The organism is Variovorax sp. OV329 (genome assembly GCF_900114785.1).
GTDB lineage: Bacteria > Pseudomonadota > Gammaproteobacteria > Burkholderiales > Burkholderiaceae_C > Variovorax.
Window position 1 is genome coordinate 326,633 of sequence record NZ_FOUG01000007.1, and the last position, 24,991, is coordinate 351,623.

Here is a 24,991-nt window from a genome sequence, read left to right on the forward strand (position 1 = left end):
ATGTCTCTCCTCAGGCGTTCAGCGCCATGCTCTCGATCACGGCGAGTACCTCGCGCGGCTCGGCGCGCTGGCGGACGTCCTCCTCGATGAGCGCGAAGCGGATGTTGCCGCCGGTGTCCACCACGTAGGTGGCGGGCACCGGAAGCACCCACTGCCCGTTGCCGTTGAGCACCGGGATGTCGGTGCCCACGCTGCCGTAGTACTCGACCAGGTCCGGATGCAGGGTGTACGCCAGGCCGAAGCCGTTGGCCGCCTCCAGCTGGCAGTCGCTCAGCACGGTGAAGGCCAGCGCGTTGTCGTCGGCCGTCTTCATGGAGTTGTCCGGCGTCTGCGGCGAGATGGCCACCAGCGTGGCACCCAGCCGCGCCAGGGCGGCGGCCTCGCGCTGCCAGGCGCGCAGCTGCAGGTTGCAGTAGCTGCACCAGCCGCCGCGGTAGAAGACGATGACCAGCGGCCCCCGGTGCCACAGGTCCGACAGGCGCATGGGCGTGCCCTCAGCGTCGGGCAGGGTCACGTCCGGCGCGAGCTCGCCGGCACGCCGGGCGCGCGCGGCGATGCCCGTGGCGTCGAACACCATCTCGGCCTCATTCGGCGGTGTCATGCGCTGCCTTCTGCGAGACGCTGTCCGCCGCCTCGATGATGAGCCGGCTCACCGCGTTGGGCTTGGAGATCATCACCACGTGCGAGCCGCCCTTGACCACCACGGTCTTCTTCGACTTCGCCCGCTGCGCCATGAAGGCGAGCGCCTGGGGCGGGATGTTCAGGTCACGGTCGCCGTAGACGAACCAGGAGGGCACGTTCTTCCATGCGGCGCCCGGCGCGCCTTCGGCCAGCGCCGCATCGGTGATGGGCCGCTGCGCCACCGCCATCAGCCGCGCGGCTGCCGGTGCCACGTCGGCGGCGAACTGCGCGGGGAACTTGTCCTGCTGGATGTACAGGTCCTTGGCGCCACCGGGCAACGCGACCGGCTCTGCCAGGGCCGTGCCCAGCGTGCTGCCCGGGAACTTGCCCGACAGGTCGGCCGCCGATTCGCCCGGCTCCGGCGCGAAGGCGGCCACGTAGACCAGCGCCTTGACGTTGGGCATGCCCTCGGCCGCGGCCGAGATCACCGAGCCGCCGTAGGAATGCCCGACCAGCACCACGGGGCCCTTGACCGCGGCCACCACGGTCGACACGTAGGCCGCATCGGACTTCACGCCGCGCAGCGGATTCGCGGCGGCGATGACGGGGTAGTTGCGTGCGCGCAGGTTGCGCACCACGGCATCCCAGCTGGCGGATTCGGCGAAGGCGCCGTGCACCAGCACGACGGTGGGCGTGGCGACTTCGGCGTGGACCGGCGCGGCAAAGTGCAGCGTCATCAAGCCGATGGCCGTGGCGGCGCGGGCGAGTCGTGAGAGATTTCTCATTGGAAGTTCCTGTGGAGGTTTGGCCTGGCTTGGAGGTGGCTGGCGCACGCGTGCGCAGAAGACGGGAGCGGCAGGCGCAGACACGGGGCCTGCGCTCCCTGGGAAATCGGGAACGACCGGGCCCGCGTCAGCAGACGCGCTGGATGGACGACAGATGCTGCTGCGGATTCGCGCACACCGGCCGCGCCGAGCAGATGTCGCCGTCGCGCATGTCGCTCATCGCATCGAGCGACACAGTGGCCAGCCTCAGCTGCGAATGGGCCGCCTCGCCAGCGATGACCAGTCCGGCGGCTGCCACCGCCAGCAGCGCGATCGCCAGGAAGGCCCCGCCGGCGGCGAGCAGCGACGCATCGCCCACGATCGAGGTGGCGGCGTGGGACAGCGGGTCCATGCGATATGGCGGCGAAGAAGGCGTGCTCTGGATCATGGTGATTCCCCTGGGGCGGCGCCCCGTCCCCAGAGCGGCCGGGGCACCGGGTCGCGACCATCGCGACACGGTTCGAATGTAGGAATCACGCCTTCGTGGCGGTAGCCCTGCGGGAGGGACCGCCGTGTTGCATGCGCGGCATCAATGCGCTCGCAGTGCGCCGCGCGAAGGTCTTACACCTGGGTCTTGTCGGCGTAGCACCAGCGCCAGTCCTCGCCGGGCTCGGCGGACTGAACGATGGGGTGGCCGGTTTCGTGGAAGTGCTGGGTCGCGTGCTTGCCCGGCGACGAATCGCAGCAGCCCACGTGGCCGCAGGTCAGGCACATGCGCAGGTGCACCCAGCGCCCGCCGTTGCGCAGGCACTCCACGCAGCCGGCACCCGAGGGGCGCACGTCGTGGATCTGGTCGAGATGGGTGCAGGGGATGCTCATCGGATGCTCCTGGTGGGCGATGGTCTACATCGCATCGTAGTCGGGACCTTCGCCGCCCTGGGGGGCGACCCACACGATATTCTGCGTGGGGTCCTTGATGTCGCAGGTCTTGCAGTGGATGCAGTTCTGCGCGTTGATCTGCAGGCGGTCCTCGTCACGGTCGGTCGTGAGGAACTCGTACACGCCTGCCGGGCAATAGCGGCTCTCGGGACCGGCGTAGAGGCGCAGGTTGGTTTCCACCGGCACCCGCCGGTCGCGCAGCCGCAGGTGCACCGGCTGGTCTTCCTCGTGGTGCGTGTTGCTGAGGTAGACCGAGCTCATGCGGTCGAAGCTCAGCTTCCCGTCGGGCTTGGGGTAGTGGATCGGCTCGCTCTTCGCCGCCGGTCGCAGGCTCTCGTGGTCGGGCCGGCGGTTGCGCAGGGTCCAGGGCGGGGTGCGGATGCCCAGGCGCGGCATCAGCCATTGCTCGATGCCGGTCATGAGCGTGCCCACCAGGCTGCCGTACTTGAACCACAGCTTGAAATTCTTCGACTCCTGCAGTTCCGCATGCAGCCAGCTCTTCGCGAAGGCCTGCGGGTAGGCCACGAGCTCGTCGCCCGATCGACCGGCGCGCAGCGCGTCGCAGACGGCCTCGGCCGCCAGCATGCCCGTCTTGATGGCCGCATGGCTGCCCTTGATGCGCGCCGCGTTCAGGTAGCCGGCCTCGCACCCCACCAGCGCGCCGCCCGGGAAGACGGTCCTGGGCAGGCTGCGCGGAAAGCCGTTGTTGATGGCCCGTGCCCCATAGCCCAGGCGCCGGCCACCCTCGATGTGCGCCCGCACGGCCGGGTGCGTCTTCCAGCGCTGGAACTCCTCGTAGGGACTGAGCCAGGGGTTGCCGTAGTCCAGGCCGACCACGAAGCCCAGCGAGACGCGGTTGCCTTCCAGGTGATAGATGAAGCCGCCGCCGAAGGTGTCGCTCTGCATCGGCCAGCCGGCGGTGTGCACGACCAGGCCGGGCCGTGCACGGGTCGCATCCACCTCCCAGCTTTCCTTCAGGCCGATCGCGTAGCTGACGGGATCGCGGTCCCGCGCCAGATCGAAGCGCTCGATGAGCTGCCGCCCCAACTGGCCCCTCGCGCCCTCCGCAAAGATGGTGTACTTGCCGTGCAGCTCCACGCCGCGCTGGTACGCAGGCCCATGATCGCCGCTGCGCGTGACCCCCATGTCGCCGGTGCCCACGCCGATGACGCGCCCCTGCGGGTCGTACAGCACCTCGGTGGCCGCGAAGCCGGCGAAGATCTCCACGCCCTGCGCCTGCGCATGCTCGGCCAGCCACTTGACGACCCGGCCCAGGCTGATCGCGTAGTTGCCCTCGTTGCGAAAGCAGCGCGGCACCAGCCAGCCCGGCGTGCGCAGCGAGCGCTTCCCGCCCAGGAAGAAAAACTCGTCCGCCGTCACCGGCTGGTTCAATGGCGCCCCCAGCGCCTTCCAGCCAGGCAGCAGTTCGTCGATGGCCCGCGGGTCCATCACCGCGCCCGAGAGCGTGTGGGCGCCGGGCTCGCTGCCCTTCTCGAGTACGACGACCGAGGCCTCGGGCATCAGTTGCCGGATGCGGATGGCCGTGGCCAGGCCTGCGGGGCCGGCACCGACGATGACCACGTCGTAGTCGAACTTCTCTCGCTCGCCTGCAGCTTCGGTTGTCACGTGCATTCTCCAAGGGGCGCCTTCCACCCGCCGCGTCACCGTGTTGCTGGTCGGATTTGCAGGAACCGCAGGGGTCCCGCCGACGTGAGTTCGTCCCGTGCACGAACGGATGGAAAGTGCACGCCTCTTACAGCCGCCTCGGCAATCTGGCACCCGTCGTCTTCGTTGCGGCGGGCGGAAGGCAAATGGAGGCCCGCCTCATCGGGAGCGCGGGCCATGAAATCGTCGCCGCCGCGCTCAGACCAGCCGCACCCTGGCATGCATGCCGGTGCGGGCCATCTTCGCGTAGGGGCAGATGCGCTCGGTCTCCGCCACCAGGCCGGCGGCCTCGTTCGCGTCCAGGGTCGGCAGGCTCACCTCCAGCTCGGCCGTGATGAGGAAGAGCCCGTCCACCGGGTCCCGCCCGAAGGAGACGGTGACCGCGATGTCGATGTGTGGCAGCCCCATGCCCCTGGAAGCCGCAACGATGGACAGGGCGCCATGGAAGCACGAGGCGAAGCCGGCCGCGAAGAGCTGCTGCGCATTGGTTCCGGCACCGTCACCGCCCAGTTCCATGGGCTGCGTCAGGACGAGGTCCAGCTTGCCATCGTCCGACACCGCGCGGCTGGTCCTGGGCTCGCGGCGCGCCTCGCCGGCCGACACGGCCACGGTGGTGGTGTAGAGCGGCAGCACCTCCGCGCCCACGTAGGGCGTGAGCCGCATGGCCGGGTGCTCGGCGTGCATCCTCATCGCAGGACTCCTGTGGAGGCGAGGGGCGCCGCGCCCGCCAGCGTGGCGGGCTCGAAGGCCGAGCCCTGTGCCAGCGTGCGGTGCACCGGGCAGCGCAGCGTCATCTCCAGCAGGGCCGCGCGCTGCGCATCGTCGATGTCGCCATCGATGCTCAACTGGCGGCTGAACACGTCGGGCGGCGATGCGTCCTTGTCGCGGCGGTGGCTCACCTCCGTGCGGATGCGCGTCACGGCCCAGCCCCTGCTGTCGGCGTAGTGGCGCAGGGTCATGGTGGTACAGGCGGCCAGGGCGCAGGCCAGCATGTCGTAGGGCGTCGGGCCAGAGCCCAGGCCACCCACGGCCTCGGGCTCGTCGGCGATCCAGCGCCGGCCGCCGGAGCGCAGCTCCAGCTGGTACTTGCCCGTGCCGGTCTCCACCGCCACCGCGTCGGCCGCCTCGCGCGAGGCGGTGATGGCGGTGGAGGCCTGGGGCAGGTAGCGCCCGGCCCAGGCCGTGATCAGCGTCGCGACGTGCTCCGCATCGCTGCGGTTGGACAGCAGGTGGTCCGCATCGTCCAGCGAGACAAAGCTCTTGGGATGCCGGGCCGCCAGGAAGATGCGCGTGGCGTTCTCGATGCCCACCGTGCGGTCGCCGGGCGCATGCAGCACCAGCAGCGGCCGGCCCAGGACGGCGATGCGCGCGCCCTGGTCGTGGCCGCGCAGGTCCTCGACGAAGGCGCGCCCCACCGACATCGGCCGCTGCGCAATCTGCACCAGCGTGCTGGGCTCTTCTTCCAGGCGCGCCAGGCCGGCCGGGTCCAGCAGGTGCAGCACATGCTCCACGTCGAAGGGCGCCGCGATGGTGGCCACCGCCCGCGCACTGTCGATCGCGCCGGCGGCGGCGAGCATGGCCGCACCGCCCAGGCTGTGCCCGATCAGCAGCTGTGGCGGCATGCCGGCCGACTGCATTGCGGCGGCGGCATCGACGAGGTCCTGCACGTTGAGGCTGAAACTCGAATCGGCGAAGCTGCCCTCGCTGTCGCCCAGGCCGGTGAAGTCGAAGCGCAGCACGCCGATGCCCTGCCCCGCCAGGGCGCGCGCGATGCGCACCGCCGCCAGGTTCTTTCGCCCACAGGTGAAGCAGTGCGCGAACAGTGCCCAGCCGCGCTCCATCCCTTCGGGCATCTCCAGGCTGCCGGACAGCCGTTGCCCCGAGCGGGCCTGGAAGTCGAACTGATGCGTGGGCACGGCGCTCAGTCCTGCAGCAAGGTGCAGTCGCGCCAGCTCAGCGCCGACAGCAGCACGCCCTCGCCTTCGATCTCGAACTCGTCGGGCAGCGGTCCGTCGATGCGCTCGAGCTGCACGGAGCCCGCGAGCCGCTCGCTGAGCTCCTGCGCCCATTGCGGCCCGTTGGCCATCCAGCGCGGGCTGGCGTCGTCGCCATCGGGCGAGGGCTCCAGCATCACGATCACGCGCAGCGCCGCCGCATCGGTGGCCTCGTCGTTGCGGATGGCCCAGAGGCGCCGCACGGCGGGGCGGTCTCCATACCAGCTGTTCAAGGCATCCGAGGTGGGCGCGTCGTGCGTTTGCACGTCCAGGGAGGGAGTCAGTGTGATCTTCATGATGTCGTCGCTGCGTGGGGTTAGGGTCGGATGGGGCGGGCCAGTGCGTTCACGAATCGTAGGAAGCCGGCGGCCCCCGCAGAAGCCATCCGCAATGCCTCACGGTGTTGACGGGCACGCACCAATCCACCGGCGCCGCGCGGGGGCTTCGTTAAACTTTGCGACCCTTTTCGGGGATCATCGACGCATGGACAGGCATGCTCGTGCGATGCCGTCCCTCACGAAACCTCCCATGCAGCCAGAGCAAACCCCCTCCACCCAGGAGCCGACCGAGGTCTGCTGGCGCTTCGGCGCGTTCGTGGTGTGGGAAGGCCAGCGCCGCGTCGAGCGGGACGGCCAGGAGGTGCGCATGGGCTCGCGCTCCTTCGAACTGCTGCTGCAACTCATCAGCCGCGCCGGCGAAGTCGTGAGCAAGGGGGACCTGCTCGCCACCGTGTGGGCCGGCGTGGTGGTGGAAGAGGCCAGCGTGCGAGTGCACATCTCCACGCTGCGCAAGGCATTGGGCGAGCCAGCCGAAGACGACGACTGCAAGGAATGGATCTCCAACATTCCACTGCGCGGCTACCGCTTCAACGGCCGGGTGCAACGTGAAACGCCAGGCGCCAGCGCACCGGCCAGGGTCCCCGCATCACCCGCCGCCTTCATGAAACTGCCGGTTCGCCTGACGCGGCTGATCGGGCGCCAGGCGGACGTGGAACGCATCCACCTGGCGCTCCGGCTCGGACGGCTCGTGACCGTGGTCGGCACGGGCGGCGTCGGCAAGACCAGTGTCGCGATCCGTGCAGCCGAGAGCCTGGAGCAGCACCGGCCTTCGCAAGTCGCCTTCGTGGACCTTTCGCCCGTGGCGTCGGGCGAGCATGTGCTGAGCACCCTGGCGCGCGCACTGAGCGTGGCCACCGACATGGGCGATCCCCTGCAGGCCATCGCCCAGCGGCTGGCCGGCCAGGACGTCCTGCTGCTCATCGACAACTGCGAGCACGTGGTGGACACGGTCGCGCCTCTGGTGAGCCGGCTGCTTTCGGCATCGCCCGCGCTGCACATCCTGGCCACCAGCCGCGAGGCACTGCGGGTGCAGGGCGAGCATGTGCTGAGGCTCTCGCCCCTGGCGGTGCCGGACGCGGACGACGTGGGCCTGGCCGAGGCCCTGTGTGCGCCGGCGGTGGAACTGCTCGTGGAGCGCGCGGCGGCCGCGGGCTCGCGGTCCTTCGGCGAATCCGACGGCGCCTCGCTGGCCACCATCACGCGGCAGATCGACGGCATTCCCCTGGCCATCGAGCTGGTGGCCGCGCGCCTGGGCGTGCAGCCGCTGGGCGATCTCGCGATGCGCCTGAACGACCACATGCGCCTGTACTCCATCGACAAGCGCGCCGTGCTGGCCCGCCACACCACGCTGGCCGCTACGCTGGAGTGGAGCGCTGCCCTTCTCGTCCCCGAGGAGTTGAAGCTGCTGCGCCGGCTGTCGGTCTTCCGCGGCCGCTTCGACGTCGAGTCGGCGCTGAGCGTGACGCAGGGCGACCTGGACCCGGAGCTGGCCTTCGACGCGCTGATCTCGCTGGCGAACAAGTCGCTGGTGGCCTTCGACAACAACGACGCCATCGCACCGTACCGGCTGCTGATCACGACCAGAAGCTTCGCATCCGCGCTGCTGGTGGCCAGCGACGAACGACCGCAGATGCTTCACCGGCACGCGGTGCTGATGCTGGAGCTGATGAAGACCGCCGCGGCGCAGCTGCAGCACATGGGCGAGCAAGCCTGGCTGGACGGCTACGCCTACCGCCTCGACGACGTGCGCCAGGCGATCGAGCTGTGCCTGACGGAGCAGGTCGACATCCGCTTCGCCACTTCGCTGCTCACGGCTTCGGCGCCGCTGTGGTTCCAGGTCTCGCAGGTTGCCGAGTACCGCGACTGGTTGCGCTTCGCCCTCGACATCGTCGAGCAGCAGAGCGAGCCGGACATCGAGACCGCGACCTTGCTCTACACCGCCCTGATCAGCCCGCTGCTGAGCACGGGAACGCCCACCGACGAGCTGGACGCAGCCTGCGACCGCGCCCTGGAAGGCGCCCTGGCCGTCCAGGTGCGCCACCTCGAACTGCACGCACGCTGGGGGCGCAGCACGCACGACATGTTCCGCGGCGAGTACCTGGCGGCGCTGCGCAACGGCGAGATCCTGGAGAACGCAGTGCAGGGCTGGGACGACCCGCCGGCGCGCATCCTCTCGCACCGCGTGAGCGCCATGGCCAACCATTTCTGCGGCAACCTTGAACTGTCCAGGCAGCACAGCGAGGCGGCACTGGGCCTCTCGGGCCCGTTCGGGCGCACGTCCGTCACTGCCGTGGTGGGGCCAGAGGCCGTGGTGGCCGCCAAGGCCGTGCTGTGCCGCACCTTCTGGCTGCAGGGGCAGACCGCCAGGGCACTCGAGACTGCCAGCGATTCGGTGGCTCGCGCCGAGGCGGCAGGCAACTCGGTGTCGCTGTGCGCGGCCCTGTACGGCAGCTGCGCGGTCGCCCTGTGGTCCGGCGAGGTGGAGCTGGCCCGCCGATGGATTCCCAGGATGATGGACGAGGCCCAGCGCAAGGGCCTGGCGGGCTGGTACCGCTATGCCGAGTGGTTCGACCAGGGCCTGCAGCTGCAGATGGCGACGCAGCGCGAGCTGCACATCCGCCGCGTGCGCGAGCAGCTCGCGGGCTACGACGCGCCCCACAAGGAGATGCTGCTGAGCTTCTGCATCGACTGGCTCGACGACCAGGTCATCGAGCGGGTCGGGCGTGGCGAGGGCCTGTGGATCGCCGCCGAAGCGTGGCGCGCCGCCGGCTGGCGCGAGGAACAGCGCGGAAAGACCTCCGAAGCAGAAGACTTCTACCGGCGCGCCATCGACATCGCCAGGCAGCAGGGCGCGCTCAGCTGGGAATTGCGCGCGGTCACCAGCCTGGCCAGGCTCTGGCACCGGTCCGGCCAGGGCGCGCAGGCCGCGGTCCGGCTGGCCGAAGTTGCCGCGCGCGCAGCGGCCGCTGACGGCGAAGGCCCTGCACTTGCAGAGGCCCATGCCCTGCATACGCTGCTCACCTGCCCCTGATCCCAGGCGGCGCACGGCCCGGCCGAGGGCCCGTATCCGGCCCAATAACAAACATTGACAGGCATTAACTGGCCTCGGCGGGCCGGCGCGCGCAGAGTTCCGTGCACCTCTCGTGGAGGCACTCGCACTCTGCAATTCCTCAAGAAACTACAAGCCGCCTCATGTCAACGCCTGCCCTTCCCTTTTCCTCGACCGTGCCGCTCGCGCCGCGCGCCGACCCGCTGGCCTCCAGCTTCGCCACCACCTACGCGGGGGTGGTCGCCTTCATCGCCGTGGTGGCCGAAGGCAGCTTCGCGCGCGCCGCCGACCGGCTGGGCATCGGCCGCTCGGCGGTCAGCCGCAGCGTCCAGCGGCTGGAGGACCAGCTCAACGTGCGCCTGTTCCTGCGCACCACGCGCAGCACCACGCTGACCCGCGAGGGCGACATGTTCTATGCCAGCTGCCACACCGGCGTGGACCGGATCGTCCAGGCGGTGGAAGAGATGAAGGACCTGCGCGAAGGCCCGCCGCGCGGCCACCTGCGCATCAGCTCGGCCGTGGGCTTCGGGCGCAAGGTCGTGGCACCGCTGCTGAGCCAGTTCCAGCGCGCCTACCCCGAGGTGACCATCGACCTGGTGCTCAGCGACAAGCCCGCCGACTTCATCACCGACCGGGTGGACATCGAGTTCCGCAACGGGCGCATCGAGGACGCGCAGATCATCGCCCGCCAGATCATCCCCATGCAGATGCTGGTGTGCGCCTCGCCGGCCTACCGGGAGGCCCACGGGCTGCCGGCCACGGTGGCCGAGCTGGCGCAGCACCAGTGCATCAACTTCCGGCATGCCTCCGGCCGCGTCTTCGAGTGGGAGTTCAAGGTGGGAGGCCAGCTGCACAAGTACCTGCCGCAATCCAGGCTCACCTACAACGACGCGGACCTGATGCTGCAGGCGGTGCAGGACGGCCAGGGCATCGCCCAACTGCCCGGCTACCTGATCTGCGGCGCGCTGAGCGGCGGCACGCTGGTGTCCTGCCTGGCGCAGCACGCGCCCGATGATCGCGGCCACTACGTCTGCTACCTGAGCCGCCAGCACCTGCCCACGCGCATGCGCGCCTTCATCGACTTCATGATCGAGAAGATTCGCGCCGCCGACCTGCAATGCGCCGCCGACCTTGAACTGCAGGCAGCCTGAGGAGCGCATGCGCGTCGCCTGCATTGGTGCCCGTCGAACAACAGCGTGAGTCCCTGCCCGAACCTACCGGGGCCCGAGGCGCAAACCTACGATGACTTCGCCACATTCAACACCAAGAGGATCCCATCCATGACCGAATCGCACGACCCCGCGCGCCGCAGCCTCATCGCCGGCGGCGCCGCGCTCGCCACCGGCGCGCTGGCCGCACTCGCCGAAGGCACCGCCAGCGCCGCCACCGCCTCTTCCCGCCCAACCCAACCCAGCAGGAGCCCGCGCATGACCAGCAGCACCATCACCACCAAGGACGGCACCCAGATCTACTACAAGGACTGGGGCGACGGTCCCGTGGTCACCTTCTCCCACGGCTGGCCGCTCAACGCGGATGCGTGGGATGGGCAGATGCACTTCTTGGCGCGCAACGGCTTCCGTGTCATCGCCCACGACCGCCGCGGCCATGGCCGCTCCACGCAGTCCTCGTCGAACAACGACATGAACGGCTACGCCGACGACCTGGCCGAGCTCTTCGAGGCGCTGGACCTGAAGAAGGTCGCGATGGTCGGGCATTCGACCGGCGGCGGCGAGGTTACGCGCTACATCGGCCGGCATGGCACGAAGCGCGTGGCCAAGGCCATTCTCATCGGCGCCGTGCCGCCGGTGATGCTGAAGTCGACCTCGAACCCGGAAGGCCTGCCTCTGGACGTCTTCGACGGCATCCGCGCCGGCGTCGCGGGTGACCGTTCGCAGTTCTACAAGGACCTGGCCATTCCCTTCTACGGCGCCAACCGGCCCGGCGCCAAGGTCTCGCAGGGCATCATCGACCAGTTCTGGCTGTGGAGCATGCAAAGCGGCCAGAAGAACGCCTTCGAATGCGTCAAGGCCTTCTCCGAGACCGACTTCACCGAGGATCTGAAGCGCTTCGACATCCCCACGCTCTTCATGCATGGCGAAGACGACCAGATCGTGCCCATCCACGACTCCGCGAAGAAGGCGGCGCGCCTGGTGAAGGGTGCCAAGGAAATCTACTACCCCGGTGCGCCGCACGGGCTCACGGCCACCATGCAGGACAAGGTCAACGCCGACCTGCTGGCCTTCCTGAGCAGCACGGCCTGAAGGGACGAACGGGATACGACCACGCCATGCTCCACCTGCTGCTCCAGACCACGATCGAAGATGAACCGGACGACTGGAACGTTTCGCGCTTCAGTCTCCTCACCGCCTACCTGGGCGCACTGCAGGATGAGCAGGGCCGGCCGGCCTTCCGCGTGACGGCGCGCAACCGGGGGCCCCGGAGCGCGCCCGACCCGGTGCTCTCGAGGCTCGACGAGTCGGACGTCGACCAGCTGTGGCTGCTGGCGGTCGATACCGGCGATGGCCTCACACCGGAGGACTGCGCGGCCATCGGCCGCTTTCGCGGCAAGGGCCGCTCGCTTCTGGTCACGCGCGACCACATGGACCTCGGCAGCTGCCTGTGCAATCTCGCGGACGTCGGCCGCGCACACCACTTCCACAGCCGCAACTGCGAGCCGGACCAGAGCCGCCAATGCGTGGACAATGCCAACAGCCCCGGCATTTCGTGGCCCAACTACGACTCGGGGGCCAATGGCGACTACCAGCGGGTCTGGTCCACGGGCAGCATCCACCCGGTGATGCGCGACAGGCACTCGGCCAGCGGCGTCATCCAGTACCTGCCGGCCCATCCGCACGAAGGCGCGGTGAGTGCGCCGCCGGACGACCCGAGCTGCCGCGTGATCATGGAAGGCAAGAGCTCCGCGACCGGCCGCCGCTTCAACCTCGCAGTCGCCTTCGAGCGCACCGGCAAGGGCGGACGGGCCATCGCACAGTCGACCTTTCATCACTTCGCCGACTACAACTGGGACCCGGGCGCCGGATGTCCCTCCTTCGTGGTCGAGCCCGCCGGCTCGGGCATGGCGCGCTTCGCCGAGGCCGCCCGCTCCACCCGGCAGTACGTGCGCAACGTCGCACGGTGGCTCGGCGCGTAGCCATCTCCCCTCCCCACCATCTTGAGCTGGCGCCACGAGCGCCAAAGGAATACCCATGCCCGAATCCATCCGCATCGATTCGCCCGACGGCAGCTTCATGGCGTACATGGCCCGCCCCGGTGCCACGCCGGCGCCGGCGGTGGTCGTCATCCACGAGGTGTTCGGCGTCAATGCCGACCTGCGCCAGACCTGCGACGAGCTGGCCGCGCAGGGCTACCTGGCGATCTGCCCCGACCTGTTCTGGCGCGTCGAGCCCGGCCTGGACATGACGGACCGTACCGAGGCGGAGCGCGCCAAGGCGCTCGCGCTGTACAACGCATTCGACCTGGACACCGGCGTGGCCGACATCGCAGCCACCATCGACGCCGCGAGGCGCCTGCCGGAGTGCAGCGGCAAGGTCGGCGTGGTCGGCTACTGCCTGGGCGGGCTGCTGAGCTACCTGACGGCTGCGCGGGTCGGCGCCGATGCCGCGGTGGCCTACTACCCCGGCAACGCCGACAGGCACATCGACGAAGCGAAGGATGTCGACAGCCCCCTGATCGTCCATCTTGCCGAAGAGGACGAGTACATCGGCAAGCCCGCACAGCGCCAGATCCGCGAGGCGCTGGCCGACCGGCCGATGGTGCAGCTCTTCAGCTACCCGGGCTGCGGCCATGCCTTCGCACGTCACCGCGGCATGGCCTTCGACGCCGAGGCAGCCGCGCTGGCGAACCGACGCACCCGCGACTTCCTGGCCGTCTACCTGAAGCAGGCCTGACGCCCTCCGGTACTTGCAAAAAAGAAGCCGCACCGGGCGACCGGTGCGGCTTTCAATCTTCGGCAGGGGCCTGCGTGCCGACGGTCATGAGATCGATGGATCGGCGCCCGCGCGGCGTCCTACTGCACCGGGATGAAGAACTGATGGTTCTTCGGCTTGATCAGCGTGACGATGAACTTCGCCGGCTTGGTGTTGCTCGCATTGCGGCCCACGGTGTGGACGTCGTCCGGCGCCTCGTAGAAGGTCTGGCCCGGGCCGAGCGTGACTTCCTTGCCGCCCTTGACGGCCATCACGATGCTGCCTTCCAGCACGTAGACGAAGGCGTGCGAGTCGTGGCGATGTACCGGGTCCACCGCGCCTGGCGGGTAGTCCACGCTGATCACCAGGACCTCCTTGCCCGGCATGTCGGGCAGGTCCTGGGTCGTCAGCTCCTTGACCACGGCCTGGGGCGCGGCAGCAGCATGCTGGGCGAGCAGCACGCCGGCCACGATCAGGAAATGTCGTGCGGTGCTCTTGAGGGAATTCATGGTTGCGATCCTTGGGTTGCTTGGGTTGCTTGGTTGCTTGGGCTCGGGTTCTTGGCTTTTGCGAGGCCTAGAAGGGCTCGAAATGCGCGGCGCCCACCGTCTCGAAGGGCGTGATGGGCGTGGACTCGAAAGGCGCCTGCGGCGCCGGCCAGCGCACGACCGGCGGCATCGCCGGGCTGTCGATGGACGGCTCGAAGCGTGCCTGGCCGGGAGGCTCGGCAGCATCCACGGGCTCGATCGCGTGCATGACGGTCCAGGTGCCCAGTGCCGACAGCAGCGCAGTCAGAAGCAGCTTGTTCATGATTCGCACCTCGATGAAAGTAGGAGCACAAATCGTAGGAAGGGCCTGCCTGATCCGGTAGGCATGCGAAAGGGCGCACCGTGTTGATGAGTGCGCACCAATTGCCTTTGTTGCCTTCAGGGCAACATTGCAATGCCCATGTGCCGGCTTCCGGCCTGCGATGCGCCTGCCTAGCATCCACGCACCGAATCCATCAACGACGAGGTGAGCACATGAACCGGTCCATCCTTGCCCAGGAGAACACCGTCTTCCAAGGCAGCGGCGGCGTGAGCGCCAACAACCGGCCGCTCGGGTTCCAGCCAGCGTTCCGCAACAACGAGACGGGCTGCATCTACGCCTCGCGCTTCGCGGACGGGCGGCTCGCCCCCGTCCACGTGATCGACGGGCTGCCCGAGGAATTGGTGCTCGAACGCTCGGCCGCCGGCAGGGTCACCTCGGTGAAGTCCTCGGTGCAGGCAGGGTTCACGCTTCGCGGCGACTTCTACGACCGCGAACAGGCGGCGAGCTACTCGCAGGGGCGCCTCGAACCGGCCGCCCTCTGCCACTGAAGCCCCTGCCGCGGGCACGCCGCATTCAAAGCTGGCAACATCGCAGCCCCTCCAGAACACCCCCGGGCCTCGCCGACCACCCATGACAAGAATCGGAAGAACAAGCACCGCATCCGTTCTCGCCATCACGGCGCTGCTGGCCTCATCGATGTCGGCGCATGGCCAGCAGGCGCCCCTGGATCCGGACACCGGCCTTCCGGTGTCCAGGGTCTTCGAGTTTCCCGAACTGGGCGTGGTCCGGCCCTTCTGGGACCGGCGCGTCACCGGCTATATCACGACCTCCGATGGCACGCGGCTTCGCTACAGCGTGCTGCTGCCCAAGGGCGCGGGCCGCTTCCCGGTGGTGCTCACGCTCAACGGCTATGACGCGGGCTCGATCGGCACCACGTCCTTCCTGCGGCACCGCACGTCCATGTCCGTGGCGCTGAGCCAGCGCCTGGTGGAGGCCGGGTACGCGGTGATGGGCGTGAACACGGCCGGCACCGGTTGCTCCGATGGCCGCCTGGAGTACACGCGGCCGCAGCTGGGCCAGCATGGCGCACAGGTGGTGGAGTTCGCCGCGGCGCAGCCCTGGTCCGACGGCAAGGTGGGCATGGTGGGCGCGTCCTACAGCGGGTCCTCGCAGGTCGCCACGGCGCAGAACCGGCCGCCGCACCTGCGCGCCATCGTGCCCGGGATGGTGCTCACCGACTACCGCGATGCCATCGCGCCCGGCGGTGTGCCGGCACCGGGCTTCCTCGCGCCCTTCCGCGTGGTCTTCCGCGCCTTCTGGAGCGACATCGTCGCCAAGGCCGCGAAGGAGGAAGGCGACGAGGGCTGCTTGCAGCAGGTGCAGGCGAACCTCGTGGCGGAGGAGTCGAACTCGGTCATGCACCTGCCCGTGGCGCACCCCCTGCGCGACGACTACATGAACACATTCGACCTCGCGCGCCACGCGGACCGCATCCAGGTGCCGGTGCTGTCGATGGAGGCCTTCCAGGACCAGGCCATCACGCCGCGCAGCAGCCACTACCAGTCGCGCCTCGATCCGGACCGGCTGTGGCTCGTCCAGACCAACGGGCACCACGACATGTATTCCGCCACGGCCTTCCAGGCGACGGTGCTGCGCTTCCTCGACCGCTTCGTGAAGGGCCAGGACAACGGCTTCGAGCGCGACACGCCGCGCACCACCGTATGGATGGAGGCTTTCGAGACGGGCGACGGCGTGCTCGAACGCCGCAGTTCGCCCAAGCCGCGCTGGGTGGTGAGCAGGCCTTCGATCAAGCCATCCGACCTGGCCATCAGGACCTTCCACCTCGCCCCGGGCGGCAGGCTGGCCGAAGCCCTCGCGCCGGGCGCCGCCGACGGCTGGGACTACCCGGGCGCCGGCGTCACCGTCAACGATGTCGCAGGCACCTCCTTCTGGGGCGCCCTCCCCGCCGAATGGAAGAAGACCAGCCTGGCCTACACCTCGGCGCCGCTGGAACGCAGCATGCTGGTGTACGGCCCCGGCAGCGCGGACCTCTGGGTCACGGCGAACGCCGGCGACGCGGACTTCCAGGTCACGGTGACCGAACTGCGACCGGATGGCCAGGAGACCTACGTGCAGCGTGGCTGGCTGCGCCTGTCGAACCGCACCCTCGACGACGCGCGCTCGACCCCGCTGCTGCCGGTGCACACCGAGCGGCCCGATCAGCTCAGCCCCGTGCTGCCCGGCCAGCCGGTGCTCGCCCGCGTCGAGATCAACAAGATGGGGCACTACTTCCGCCAGGGCTCCAGGCTTCGCATCTGGATCGACACGCCCTCGCAGACCGGCGGCCTGGTGTTCGACACCTTCACGCAGCCGCAGCGGCTGCATGTGCTGCACACCGCCAGGTACGACTCGCTGGTGCGCCTGGGCGTGCTGCCCGGCGTGGACGGGCCGCCGGACTACCCCGCCTGTGGCAGGACCCTGCTGCAGCCGTGCCGGCCCGACCCGCTCGCAACCCACTGACACCGCAACGCGAAAAGCACCATGCAGCACAACCCGGCGCTCGATGGCCTGCGCGCGCTTTCGGTCCTCGCGGTCGTCTTCTTCCATTGCAATGTGCCGGGGGCAGGCGGCGGCTTCGCCGGCCTGGACATGTTCTTCGTCATCTCGGGCTACCTCATCACCTCGATGCTGGCCGGCGAATACCGGCATGGCGGCGGCATCGAGGTCGGGCGCTTCTATGCCCGGCGGGCGCTGCGGCTCTATCCCACGCTGCTGCTGATGCTCGCGGCCTACATCGGCCTGGCGCCCCTCGTGTGGCCGACGGAAAACCGCTGGATGATGGCCTCGCTCTCGGCCTTCTACGTCATGGATTACGCGATGGCCTTCATGACGACCCTGCCGCCCACGGTCGCGCACACCTGGTCGCTGGGCGTGGAGGAGAAGTTCTACCTGTTGTGGCCCCTGCTGCTGCCCGTGCTGCTGCGCACGCGCCGTCCGGTGGCCTGGCTGCTGGCGGCCTTCATCGTCTTGACCACGTGGCGCTGCTTCGTTGCATTCAACTGGCGGTGGCAGCAGGCCTACTTCAGCTTCGACACGCGCATGACCGGCATCCTGCTGGGCGCCATCGCGGCGCTGGCACGGCCCAGGATGTCGGGCCTTTCGCTCGCGGTGGCCTGCGCGGCCCTGGCCTTTGCGGTGGCCCTGCCCTTCATGCCCTCGCTGCCCTTCCACCGCAACACGGAGGCGGTGACTCTGTCGATCACGCTGGCGGAGCTGTGCGCCTTCGTGCTGGTGTGCCATGCCGCGCAACGCCCGACCGGCGGCGTCATCGCTTCGCGGCCGATGGTGTACATCGGACGGCTGTCCTACGGCATCTTCATCTGGCACTTCCCGCTGGTCTTCACGCTGCGTACGCTGGAAACGCCCACGTGGATCACGCTGGCCTGCGCCATCGGCTTTTCCTTTCCCATGGCAGCGATCTGCCTGCACCTGGTGGACATGCCCATCAAGCGTTGGCGCGAGCGGACCTGGACGCCGGCCCGGCAGGGCAGCGCCACCTGAGCCTGCCCGGCCTGCAGCCACCCTCACCGGTCGGGTGCGTCGCGCCGCAAGCCAACTGAACTCGCTGCCCATCGCCAAGCGCGCCAGTCGTGCCTTTCTGGAACAGCTGTTTGTCCATGCAGGGGCCTACTCGACGCGCCTTCCGCTCCCTAGATTCATGGCTCAACTCAATTCAAGGAATGCACATGAGCAAGCTATCGGGAAAGTTCGCCGTCGTCACCGGGGGCAACAGCGGCATCGGCCTGGCGGCGGCCAAGGCCTTCGTCGCGGAGGGTGCGCGCGTCGCGATCGTCGGCCGCCGGCAGCAGGCGGTCGACGCGGCCGTGGCCGAGCTGGGCCCCGCAGCCTTCGGCGTGGTCGGCGACGTCGGCGATCTGCAGACGCACGAACGGCTCATTGCCGAAGTCGCCGAGCGCTTCGGCGGCATCGACATCTACATGGCCAACGCGGGCATGAACAACATCGAAGCCTCCGAGGCCGTGAGCGTGCAGAGCTACGACGCGCAGTTCGGCAGCAACACGCGCGCCGTGTTCTTTGGCGTGACCCGGGCACTGCCGCTGATGCGCGATGGCGCATCGATCATCCTCACCGGCTCGATCGCCAGCGCCAAGGTGCTGGAGAACCATGCGGTCTATGCCGGCACCAAGGCGGCCATCGGCGCCTTCGCGCGCAGCTGGGCGCTGGAGTTCAAGGCACGGCGTATCCGCGTCAACGTGCTGAGCCCAGGACCGACGGACACGCCCATCCTCGAGAAGCTGGGCGTGTCCGAAGCCGACCGGCCCGCCTTCGAGAACGCGATGGCGTCGGCGATACCGCTGGGCCGGCTGGCGACGACCGAAGAGCTTGCGAGCGCAGCCCTATTCCTCGCCTCGGACGACAGCCGCTTCATCACCGGCGTCGACCTGCGTGTCGATGGTGGCATTGCGCTGACCTGAATCTTTCATCCTTCTCGTGAGAACCAAGCCATGAACCCAACCCATAACCCCGAGATCGTCGCCTTCATCGACGTGCTCGCCGACACCGGCAGCCACTACCGCATGGACGAGATGGAGCGGCTCTACACCGAGGACCTGGGCTTTCTCGTCCTGACGCCCCAGGGCGAGGTGGCCCGCTTCACGAAGGCCGAGATGATGGCGGAGTTTCGAAGCCGGCGCGATGCCGGCGAGAAGCCGCTGTCGACGGAAAAGCGCATCCTGCACATCGAGGAGCAAGGCGACGACGCCACGGCGATCCTGTTCCGGCGCATGAGCGAGCTGGCCGATCCGGCGCTGTACGAACTGCGCTTGCGCAAGGTCGACGGAAACTGGCTTGTCTGCGGCGAGACCGTCATGCCATGGCCGGACCTGGCCCATGCCAAGGGCTTCCTGCCGCCTCGCGCCGCCACGGCCTGAGAGCGTCTACCCGGCGCGCCCCGCCTGTCGGCGGGCGCCGGCCTTCGCTGCGGCGGACGCGGCGATCGAAGCCACCATGTGGCGCACGAAGCCGCCCACCAGCGGCGGCAGCGTGCGCCCCTCCAGCGTCAGCGCCTGGAGCCGGCGCTGCTGCAGCAGCGGTTCATCGAAGGGGCGGGCCACCAACTCGCCGGCCTCGAGCAGGTGCGCCACGGTAAGCCGGCTGGACAGCATGATGTCCCTGCTGCGCAGCAGCGGCAGCATCACCGAGGAGAAGTTGCTCACGAAGAGCGGCCGGTACTGCAGGCCCTTGGCGCTGCAGGCCAGGTCGAGCAATTGCCGCGCCGTCATGCCGGGGCTGCCCACCAGCAGCGGATGGCGCACCGCCTGCGCCAGTTCGACCACTCGGCGGCGCGCCAGCGGATGTGCCGGCCGCATCACGGCCAGCACCGGGGCGGGCGCCGCATGCTCCACATGCAGGCCGGCCTCGGGCGCCACCACGTACTTCAGGCCGATGTCCGATTCGCCGCGCAGCAGCCGCTGGCTGACCTCCTCCGGCGTGCCCACGTGCAGCTCGATGGCGGCCGACGGCGTTGCCGCCTGGAAGCTGCCCATCAGCCGCTGCATGAAGCCGCTGGCAAAGCCCTCGGTGCAGCAGATGCGTACGCGGCCCGCCGACTGGCCGCCCAGGCTGCGCACCTCGTCGATCACCTGCCCGGCATCGAGCACCGTGTTGCGCAGGTGGCCGGCCAGGCGCTGACCGGCGGCGGTAAGCACCATGCCCTGGCGCTGCCGCTCGAACAGCGGCGTGCCCAGGCCGTCCTCCAGCTTGGCGATCTGGCGGCTCACCGCCGAGGCGGCGACGAAAAGCCGCGCCGCGGCCTGGTTGACCGAGCCGGCCTGCGCCACTTCCAGGAAGTAGCGCATCGGGATGCTGAGCAGCGAGGGGTTCATGGATTGTCCAGTCGATTGCCTCAAAGGCAACGCCAGTGTGCCAAATCGGTGGTAGCGGCAATACCCATCCGGCCTTCAACTTGCGTCATCCTCGGGAGCACCCCATGAAGCGACACGATGCACTAGCGCTGGCCGGCGCCTATTTCGACAACGGCCGATTCTTCGATGACCTCTCGCGCCGCGTGGCGATGCGCACCGAGAGCGACACGGGCAGCGTGCCGCCTTCGCTCGCGGCCTACCTGCAGGAGGAGCTGGTGCCGCGCCTGGCGCCGCTGGGCTTCGACTGCGAGATCGTCGCCAACCCCGCGCCCGGTGGCGGCCCCTTCCTGATCGCACGCCGTGTGGAAGGCCCGCGCCTGCCCACGGTGCTCAGCTACGGCCACGGCGACGTGGTGAGCGGGCAGGACGCACTGTGGCGCGACGGCCTCTCGCCCTGGCAACTGGTGGCCGAGGGCGAGCGCTGGTACGGCCGAGGCACCGCCGACAACAAGGGGCAGCACAGCATCGCGCTGGGCGCGCTGGAGGCGGTGCTCAAGGCACGCGACGGGCGCCTGGGCTACAACATCACCTGGCTGGTCGAGATGGGCGAGGAAGCCGCCTCGCCCGGGCTGGAAGCGGTGTGCGCGCAGCGCCGCCACGAGCTGGCGGCCGATCTCTTCATCGCCAGCGACGGGCCGCGCGTGCGGGCCGCGCGCCCCACCCTCTTCCTCGGCTCGCGCGGCGCGGTCAACTTCAGCCTTCGGCTGAAGGCACGCGAGCGCGGCTACCACTCGGGCAACTGGGGCGGCGTGCTGAGCAATCCGGCCACGGTGCTGGCGCATGCGCTGGCCACGCTGGTGGATGCGCGCGGACGCATCCTGGTCGATGCGCTGCGCCCGCCGCCGATGAGCGAAGCCCTGCGCGCCGCCGTGGCGGAACTGGAGATCGGCGGCGGCGCCGACGACCCCGAACTCAGCATCGACTGGGGCGAGCCCGGCTTCACGCCGGCCGAGCGCCTGGTGGGCTGGAACACGCTGGAGGTGCTGGCCCTGGGGGCCGGACAGCCGCAGCGTCCGGTCAACGCGATCCCTTCCGAAGCCGTGGCCCATTGCCAGCTGCGTTTCGTGGTGGGCACGCCCTGGCAGGAGTTGGAGCGCATCGTGCGCGAGCACCTCGCGGCGCAAGGCTTCCCCCAGGTGGAAGTGAAGGTGACGCTCAGCGGCGCGGCCACGCGGCTGGACCTGGACAACCCCTGGGTCGGCTGGGCGCTGCGCTCCATGGAGGCCAGCAGCGGCAGCCGTCCCGACCTGCTGCCCAACCTCGCCGGCTCGCTGCCCAACGACATCTTCGCTCGCCTGCTGGGCCTGCCCACGCTGTGGGTGCCGCATTCCTACCCGGCCTGCGCGCAACATGCGCCGCACGAGCACCTGCTCGCGCCGCTGGCGCGCGAAGGGCTTCAGCTCATGGCCGGCCTGTACTGGGACCTGGGCGAGTCGAACGCGCCCTGGAAGGCCGGGGCGCTGAAGGCCGCAGCCTGACCAGACCACCCCCACCTGATCGATTTCCGGAGTTCTCCCTTGATGATCAAGCGCCAGTTCCTTCACGCCCTCGCCATTGCAGGTGCCGTGCTCGTCCCCGGTCTTTCGCAGGCCCAGGAAGCCTGGCCCGCCAAGCCGATCCGGCTGGTGGTGCCCTTCCCGCCCGGCGGCGGCACCGACCTGGTGGCGCGCGCGCTGGGCCAGAAGCTGGGCGAGCGGCTGAAGCAGCCGGTGGTCATCGACAACAAGCCCGGCGCCTCCACCATCATCGGCACCGACGCGGTGGCCAAGGCGGCGCCGGACGGCTACACGCTGCTGCTCTCGGGCTCCACCAGCTTCAGCGTGAACCCGGCCCTGCGCGCGAAGCTGCCCTACGACCCGCTGCGCGACCTGGCGCCCGTGGCCATCGTGGCGCGCACGCCCCTCGTGCTGGTGGTGGCAAGCGGCGCGCCCTGGAAGTCGGTGGACCAGCTCGTCGCCGCCGCCAAGGCCAGGCCGCAGGGCATCCGCTATGCCACCTTCGGCGCCGGCTCCGGCCCGCACCTGGCGGGCGAACTCTTCGCCCTGGCCGCCGGTGTGAAGCTGCAGGACGTGCCGTACAAAGGCAGCGCGCAGGCCACGCTGGCCGTGATGAGCGGCGAGATCGAGGTGGACATCGACACCGTCGCCACGGTGGCGCCGCACATCAAGGCCGGCAAGCTGCGCGCCCTGGGCATCGTGGGTGCCGGCCGCTCCAGCCTGCTGCCCGAGGTGAAGACCCTGGCCGAGCAGCAGCTGCCCGAGGCAACCTTCGACGCCTGGTACGGCTTTGCCGCGCCGGCGAAGACGCCCGCGCCCGTGGTGGAGCGCCTGTCGCGTGAACTCACCGCCGTGATGGCCGACCCGGCCCTGCAGGCGCAGCTGCGTGCGCAAGGCATGGAACCGGTGGCCATCGGCGCGGCGGGCTTCCGCACGCAGATGGAAGGCGAGATTGCGCGCTACCGCGCACTGGCACATCGGGCCGGCATCGCAGTGGAGTGAACCGGCAACCTTCAGGGAGAACCCTGTAGATCCTGCAGGCAGTTGCCTGAATTCTGGCCAAAGAATCTGCACGAAGCACAGTCATCGACCAGCGTGTGACGAGGCGCTTCCAGGGAAAACACAGGCGCTGCGACGCGGCACGGCACTTGCAAAAAGCCGTTGTCATCCGCATCGCGCTTTCCATGAATTCCCAGCCACACTGCAATTCGCTTCTCGAGGCCGACATCGAGGTCCTGGGCCTGTCCGTGCGGGCCACCAACGTCCTGCGGCGCAACGACCTGCACACGGTCGGTGAACTCACGCGGGTGTCCGAGCGAACCCTCTTCGGCATGACGCGCCTGGGGCGCAACATCGTGGTCCAGATCGCATCGAGCGTGGAACGCCAGGGGCTTCGCCTGGCGGATTAGCTGCGCGGCTTCTTCCTGGCGGGCGCTGCGCTGGCCTTCGCGGCGCGCGCCTTGCCATCGCTGGCCTGTGGCGCCGATGCCAGCCGCTCGCCCTTGCGGCTGAAGCGCTCGATGCGCTGGCGCGACAGGCCCAGCAGGCGCACGGTGTTCACCAGCGCCATGTGGCTGAAGGCCTGCGGGAAGTTGCCCAGCATGCGGCCGGTGGCGCCGTCGATTTCCTCGGACAGCAGGCCCACGTCGTTGCGCAGCGCCATCACGCGCTCGAACAGGGCCTCGGCCTCTGCGCGCCGGCCCACCAGCGCCAGGCCGTCGACCAGCCAGAAGCTGCAGGGCAGGAAGCTGCCCTCGCCCGGCGGCAGGGCGTCCACACCCGTCGCGGTCTGGTAGCGCCACACCAAGGGGCCGCGGCTGAGTTCGCGCCGCACCGCTTCCACCGTGCCCTTCACGCGCGGGTCCTCCGGCGGCAGGAAGCCCACCTGCGGAATCAGCAGCAGGCTGGCGTCCAGCTCGCTGCCGCCCAGGCATTGAACGAAGCTCTTGCGCTTGCGGTTGTAGCCCTCGCGGCAGACACGCGCGTGGATGGTGTCGCGCAACTCGCGCCAACGGTCCACCGGTCCGTCCAGGCCGAACTGCTCCACAGACTTCACCGCGCGGTCGAAGGCCACCCAGGCCATCACCTTGGAATGCGTGAACTGGCGGCGCGGGCCACGGATTTCCCAGATGCCCTCGTCCGGGTCGGCCCAGTGCTTCTCGAGGAAGTCAAGCAGCGCGTGCTGGATGCGCCAGGCATGCGGCCGCGGCGGCAGCCCGGCGCGGCGGGCCAGGTGCAACGTGTCCATCAGCTCGCCGTAGGTGTCCAGCTGCAACTGGCGCGCGGCCGCATTGCCCACCCGCACGGGCGCGGCGCCTTCGTAGCCGGGCAGCCAGTCCAGCTCGTACTCGTCCACGCGGCGCTCGCCGGTCACGCTGTAGAGGGTCTGGATGTCGGCCGGCCGGCCGGCGATGGCGCGCAGCAGCCATTCGCGCCAGGCGCCCGCCTCCTCGGTGTAGCCCGCGAGCAGCAGCGTGTTGAGGGTGAAGGTGGCGTCGCGCAGCCAGCAGTAGCGGTAGTCCCAGTTGCGCACGCCGCCGGGCTCCTCGGGCAGCGAGGTGGTGGGCGCCGCGACGATGCCGCCCGAGGGCTTGTAGGTCAGCGCCTTGAGGGTGATGAGCGAGCGCAGCACGTCGGCCTTGCCGCGGCCGCGGTAGCTGCAGCGTGCGGACCATTCCTTCCATTGCCGCTCGGTGGCTTCGAGCAGCTTGCGCGGCGATTGCGGCGGACGCGCCGGCAGGTGCGAGGCGCGGTGGCTCAGCTGCATGGGGATGCACTCGCCCGCCGACACCTCGAACTCGGCCAGCGTGCGCAGCTGGCGGCCATGCGTCTTGACCGGCGTGCGCAGTTTCAGCGTATCGGGGCCGGCGGTCGCCACCAGCGTGCCGTCCTCGCGGCGCACCCAGGGCACGATGGAGCCGTAGTCGAAGCGCATGACCAGCTCCATGTGCATCGGCACGCGGCCACGCAGGCCCTCGACCATGCGCAGCACGTCGGCCCGGCCGTTGGACATGGGCATGCAGTCGGTGATGCGGACCGCACCCTCGGCGGTCTCGAAGGTGGTTTCCAGCACCAGCGTGCCGGGGCGGTAGCGGCGCGTGACCCGCCGCGGCTCCTTCACCGGCGCAACCAGCCAGCGCCCGTGTTCCGGACCGCCCAGCAGCGCGGCGAAGCAGGCCGGCGCGTCGAAGCGCGGCAGGCACAGCCAGTCGATGGAACCGTTGCGGCCCACCAGGGCCGCGGTGTGGCAGTCGCCGATGAGGGCGTAGTCTTCAATGGGTTGCGAAGGCACTGGCCACAGCGTAGCAGCGGCGGCGCGACGCTGCACGGCGGCGTGGGCTACTCGATTGCCTTGCCCATGTCCTCGACCACCTTCTTGGCGTCCCCGAAGACCATCATGGTCTTGTCCATGTAGAACAACTCGTTGTCCAGACCCGCGTAGCC

26 protein-coding genes are annotated in these 24,991 nt (G+C 69.5%); 13 read left to right on the top strand and 13 right to left on the bottom strand.

All coding sequences use genetic code 11. The annotated features are described in order from the left end of the window. Positions 1-10: 10 nt before the first annotated feature. The 8 genes from BM345_RS14910 to BM345_RS14945 all read right to left on the bottom strand — a co-directional run bounded on the left by BM345_RS14910 (position 11) and on the right by BM345_RS14945 (position 6,279). A complete protein-coding gene (locus BM345_RS14910) occupies positions 11-601 on the bottom strand; it encodes a peroxiredoxin-like family protein (protein ID WP_093380670.1) in 591 nt (196 codons plus the stop codon). Beyond that, positions 585-1,406 carry an alpha/beta fold hydrolase gene (locus BM345_RS14915; protein ID WP_093380672.1) on the bottom strand — a complete coding sequence of 274 codons (822 nt, stop codon included), beginning with the start codon at positions 1,404-1,406 and terminating at the stop codon, positions 585-587. Before BM345_RS14915 ends, BM345_RS14910 begins: the two co-directional genes overlap by 17 nt. A 127-nt stretch (positions 1,407-1,533) precedes the next feature. Continuing rightward, entirely contained in the window at positions 1,534-1,833 is a 300-nt protein-coding gene (locus BM345_RS14920) for a hypothetical protein (protein ID WP_139237526.1), read from the bottom strand. Positions 1,834-2,006: 173 nt separating this feature from the next. Next, positions 2,007-2,264, bottom strand: coding sequence for a ubiquitin carboxyl-terminal hydrolase 14 (locus BM345_RS14925; RefSeq protein WP_093380675.1), 258 nt, complete (start codon positions 2,262-2,264; stop codon positions 2,007-2,009). Positions 2,265-2,288: 24 nt separating this feature from the next. Next, positions 2,289-3,956 carry an electron transfer flavoprotein-ubiquinone oxidoreductase gene (locus BM345_RS14930; protein WP_093380677.1) on the bottom strand — a complete coding sequence of 556 codons (1,668 nt, stop codon included), beginning with the start codon at positions 3,954-3,956 and terminating at the stop codon, positions 2,289-2,291. A gap of 231 nt (positions 3,957-4,187) precedes the next feature. Further along, positions 4,188-4,679 carry an Ohr family peroxiredoxin gene (locus BM345_RS14935; protein ID WP_093380678.1) on the bottom strand — a complete coding sequence of 164 codons (492 nt, stop codon included), beginning with the start codon at positions 4,677-4,679 and terminating at the stop codon, positions 4,188-4,190. After that, positions 4,676-5,905 (bottom strand): bifunctional alpha/beta hydrolase/OsmC family protein, encoded by a 1,230-nt coding sequence (locus BM345_RS14940; RefSeq protein ID WP_254789741.1) that lies wholly within the window; start codon positions 5,903-5,905, stop codon positions 4,676-4,678. Before BM345_RS14940 ends, BM345_RS14935 begins: the two co-directional genes overlap by 4 nt. Positions 5,906-5,910: 5 nt before the next feature. Further along, complete coding sequence (locus tag BM345_RS14945) at positions 5,911-6,279, bottom strand: hypothetical protein (RefSeq protein WP_254789742.1); 369 nt, start codon at positions 6,277-6,279, stop codon at positions 5,911-5,913. A gap of 232 nt (positions 6,280-6,511) precedes the next feature. Between BM345_RS14945 and BM345_RS14950 the strand changes: the two genes are divergently transcribed. The 5 genes from BM345_RS14950 (at position 6,512) to BM345_RS14970 (ending at position 13,278) form a co-directional block, all read left to right on the top strand. Next, positions 6,512-9,352: an ATP-binding protein gene (locus tag BM345_RS14950; RefSeq protein WP_093380680.1), complete on the top strand. Its 2,841-nt coding sequence runs from the start codon at positions 6,512-6,514 to the stop codon at positions 9,350-9,352. 161 nt (positions 9,353-9,513) lie between these two features. After that, a complete protein-coding gene (locus tag BM345_RS14955; protein ID WP_093380681.1) occupies positions 9,514-10,521 on the top strand; it encodes a LysR family transcriptional regulator in 1,008 nt (335 codons plus the stop codon). Between the two features lie 129 nt (positions 10,522-10,650). Beyond that, on the top strand, positions 10,651-11,631 hold the full coding sequence (locus BM345_RS14960) for an alpha/beta fold hydrolase (protein WP_093380683.1): 981 nt from the start codon (positions 10,651-10,653) through the stop codon (positions 11,629-11,631). A gap of 26 nt (positions 11,632-11,657) precedes the next feature. Further along, entirely contained in the window at positions 11,658-12,521 is an 864-nt protein-coding gene (locus BM345_RS14965; RefSeq protein ID WP_093380684.1) for a hypothetical protein, read from the top strand. Between the two features lie 55 nt (positions 12,522-12,576). Beyond that, positions 12,577-13,278, top strand: a complete 702-nt coding sequence (locus BM345_RS14970) for a dienelactone hydrolase family protein (RefSeq protein WP_093380686.1) — start codon at positions 12,577-12,579, stop codon at positions 13,276-13,278. Positions 13,279-13,397: 119 nt separating this feature from the next. Here the strand turns inward: BM345_RS14970 and BM345_RS14975 are convergent, their stop codons facing one another. Next, a complete protein-coding gene (locus tag BM345_RS14975; RefSeq protein ID WP_093380687.1) occupies positions 13,398-13,805 on the bottom strand; it encodes a cupin domain-containing protein in 408 nt (135 codons plus the stop codon). 67 nt (positions 13,806-13,872) lie between these two features. Next, a complete protein-coding gene (locus BM345_RS14980; protein ID WP_093380689.1) occupies positions 13,873-14,106 on the bottom strand; it encodes a hypothetical protein in 234 nt (77 codons plus the stop codon). A gap of 212 nt (positions 14,107-14,318) precedes the next feature. Between BM345_RS14980 and BM345_RS14985 the strand changes: the two genes are divergently transcribed. From BM345_RS14985 to BM345_RS15005, 5 genes are all read left to right on the top strand, one after another. Continuing rightward, a complete protein-coding gene (locus BM345_RS14985; protein ID WP_093380691.1) occupies positions 14,319-14,654 on the top strand; it encodes a hypothetical protein in 336 nt (111 codons plus the stop codon). Positions 14,655-14,736: 82 nt separating this feature from the next. Next, positions 14,737-16,626: a CocE/NonD family hydrolase gene (locus BM345_RS14990; RefSeq protein ID WP_093380692.1), complete on the top strand. Its 1,890-nt coding sequence runs from the start codon at positions 14,737-14,739 to the stop codon at positions 16,624-16,626. A gap of 21 nt (positions 16,627-16,647) precedes the next feature. Next, on the top strand, positions 16,648-17,667 hold the full coding sequence (locus tag BM345_RS14995; protein ID WP_093380694.1) for an acyltransferase family protein: 1,020 nt from the start codon (positions 16,648-16,650) through the stop codon (positions 17,665-17,667). Positions 17,668-17,852: 185 nt separating this feature from the next. Beyond that, positions 17,853-18,602, top strand: coding sequence for an SDR family NAD(P)-dependent oxidoreductase (locus tag BM345_RS15000; protein ID WP_093380695.1), 750 nt, complete (start codon positions 17,853-17,855; stop codon positions 18,600-18,602). A gap of 30 nt (positions 18,603-18,632) precedes the next feature. Continuing rightward, complete coding sequence (locus tag BM345_RS15005; RefSeq protein ID WP_093380697.1) at positions 18,633-19,058, top strand: hypothetical protein; 426 nt, start codon at positions 18,633-18,635, stop codon at positions 19,056-19,058. 6 nt (positions 19,059-19,064) lie between these two features. On the opposite strand, the gene BM345_RS15010 is transcribed toward BM345_RS15005, so the two are convergent. Continuing rightward, positions 19,065-20,012, bottom strand: coding sequence for a LysR family transcriptional regulator (locus tag BM345_RS15010; protein WP_093380698.1), 948 nt, complete (start codon positions 20,010-20,012; stop codon positions 19,065-19,067). Positions 20,013-20,116: 104 nt separating this feature from the next. On the opposite strand from BM345_RS15010, the gene BM345_RS15015 reads away from it, so the two are divergent. From BM345_RS15015 to BM345_RS15025, 3 genes are all read left to right on the top strand, one after another. Continuing rightward, complete coding sequence (locus BM345_RS15015; protein WP_093380700.1) at positions 20,117-21,529, top strand: M20 family metallopeptidase; 1,413 nt, start codon at positions 20,117-20,119, stop codon at positions 21,527-21,529. Between the two features lie 42 nt (positions 21,530-21,571). Next, entirely contained in the window at positions 21,572-22,549 is a 978-nt protein-coding gene (locus tag BM345_RS15020) for a Bug family tripartite tricarboxylate transporter substrate binding protein (RefSeq protein WP_093380701.1), read from the top strand. Positions 22,550-22,731: 182 nt separating this feature from the next. Beyond that, the gene (locus BM345_RS15025; RefSeq protein WP_093380703.1) at positions 22,732-22,956 is read left to right on the top strand and encodes a DNA-directed RNA polymerase subunit alpha C-terminal domain-containing protein; all 225 of its coding nucleotides are present in this window, start codon (positions 22,732-22,734) and stop codon (positions 22,954-22,956) included. Here the strand turns inward: BM345_RS15025 and BM345_RS15030 are convergent. Beyond that, positions 22,953-24,839 (bottom strand): glycoside hydrolase family 15 protein, encoded by a 1,887-nt coding sequence (locus tag BM345_RS15030; protein WP_093380757.1) that lies wholly within the window; start codon positions 24,837-24,839, stop codon positions 22,953-22,955. The two genes, BM345_RS15025 and BM345_RS15030, sit on opposite strands and share 4 nt — an antisense overlap. Before the next feature lie 47 nt (positions 24,840-24,886). Continuing rightward, positions 24,887-24,991 (bottom strand): NAD(P)(+) transhydrogenase (Re/Si-specific) subunit beta (locus BM345_RS29720; RefSeq protein ID WP_139237527.1); only part of this gene is annotated, 105 nt, incomplete at its 5' end.

Coding starts and splice junctions, on each gene's coding strand:
- BM345_RS14910 (WP_093380670.1), bottom strand. CDS start 601: ATGACACCGCCGAATGAGGCCGAGATGGTGTTCGACGCCACGGGCATC.
- BM345_RS14915 (WP_093380672.1), bottom strand. CDS start 1,406: ATGAGAAATCTCTCACGACTCGCCCGCGCCGCCACGGCCATCGGCTTG.
- BM345_RS14920 (WP_139237526.1), bottom strand. CDS start 1,833: ATGATCCAGAGCACGCCTTCTTCGCCGCCATATCGCATGGACCCGCTG.
- BM345_RS14925 (WP_093380675.1), bottom strand. CDS start 2,264: ATGAGCATCCCCTGCACCCATCTCGACCAGATCCACGACGTGCGCCCC.
- BM345_RS14930 (WP_093380677.1), bottom strand. CDS start 3,956: ATGCACGTGACAACCGAAGCTGCAGGCGAGCGAGAGAAGTTCGACTAC.
- BM345_RS14935 (WP_093380678.1), bottom strand. CDS start 4,679: ATGAGGATGCACGCCGAGCACCCGGCCATGCGGCTCACGCCCTACGTG.
- BM345_RS14945 (WP_254789742.1), bottom strand. CDS start 6,279: ATGAAGATCACACTGACTCCCTCCCTGGACGTGCAAACGCACGACGCG.
- BM345_RS14950 (WP_093380680.1), top strand. CDS start 6,512: ATGCAGCCAGAGCAAACCCCCTCCACCCAGGAGCCGACCGAGGTCTGC.
- BM345_RS14955 (WP_093380681.1), top strand. CDS start 9,514: ATGTCAACGCCTGCCCTTCCCTTTTCCTCGACCGTGCCGCTCGCGCCG.
- BM345_RS14960 (WP_093380683.1), top strand. CDS start 10,651: ATGACCGAATCGCACGACCCCGCGCGCCGCAGCCTCATCGCCGGCGGC.
- BM345_RS14965 (WP_093380684.1), top strand. CDS start 11,658: ATGCTCCACCTGCTGCTCCAGACCACGATCGAAGATGAACCGGACGAC.
- BM345_RS14970 (WP_093380686.1), top strand. CDS start 12,577: ATGCCCGAATCCATCCGCATCGATTCGCCCGACGGCAGCTTCATGGCG.
- BM345_RS14975 (WP_093380687.1), bottom strand. CDS start 13,805: ATGAATTCCCTCAAGAGCACCGCACGACATTTCCTGATCGTGGCCGGC.
- BM345_RS14980 (WP_093380689.1), bottom strand. CDS start 14,106: ATGAACAAGCTGCTTCTGACTGCGCTGCTGTCGGCACTGGGCACCTGG.
- BM345_RS14985 (WP_093380691.1), top strand. CDS start 14,319: ATGAACCGGTCCATCCTTGCCCAGGAGAACACCGTCTTCCAAGGCAGC.
- BM345_RS14990 (WP_093380692.1), top strand. CDS start 14,737: ATGACAAGAATCGGAAGAACAAGCACCGCATCCGTTCTCGCCATCACG.
- BM345_RS14995 (WP_093380694.1), top strand. CDS start 16,648: ATGCAGCACAACCCGGCGCTCGATGGCCTGCGCGCGCTTTCGGTCCTC.
- BM345_RS15000 (WP_093380695.1), top strand. CDS start 17,853: ATGAGCAAGCTATCGGGAAAGTTCGCCGTCGTCACCGGGGGCAACAGC.
- BM345_RS15005 (WP_093380697.1), top strand. CDS start 18,633: ATGAACCCAACCCATAACCCCGAGATCGTCGCCTTCATCGACGTGCTC.
- BM345_RS15010 (WP_093380698.1), bottom strand. CDS start 20,012: ATGAACCCCTCGCTGCTCAGCATCCCGATGCGCTACTTCCTGGAAGTG.
- BM345_RS15015 (WP_093380700.1), top strand. CDS start 20,117: ATGAAGCGACACGATGCACTAGCGCTGGCCGGCGCCTATTTCGACAAC.
- BM345_RS15020 (WP_093380701.1), top strand. CDS start 21,572: ATGATCAAGCGCCAGTTCCTTCACGCCCTCGCCATTGCAGGTGCCGTG.
- BM345_RS15025 (WP_093380703.1), top strand. CDS start 22,732: ATGAATTCCCAGCCACACTGCAATTCGCTTCTCGAGGCCGACATCGAG.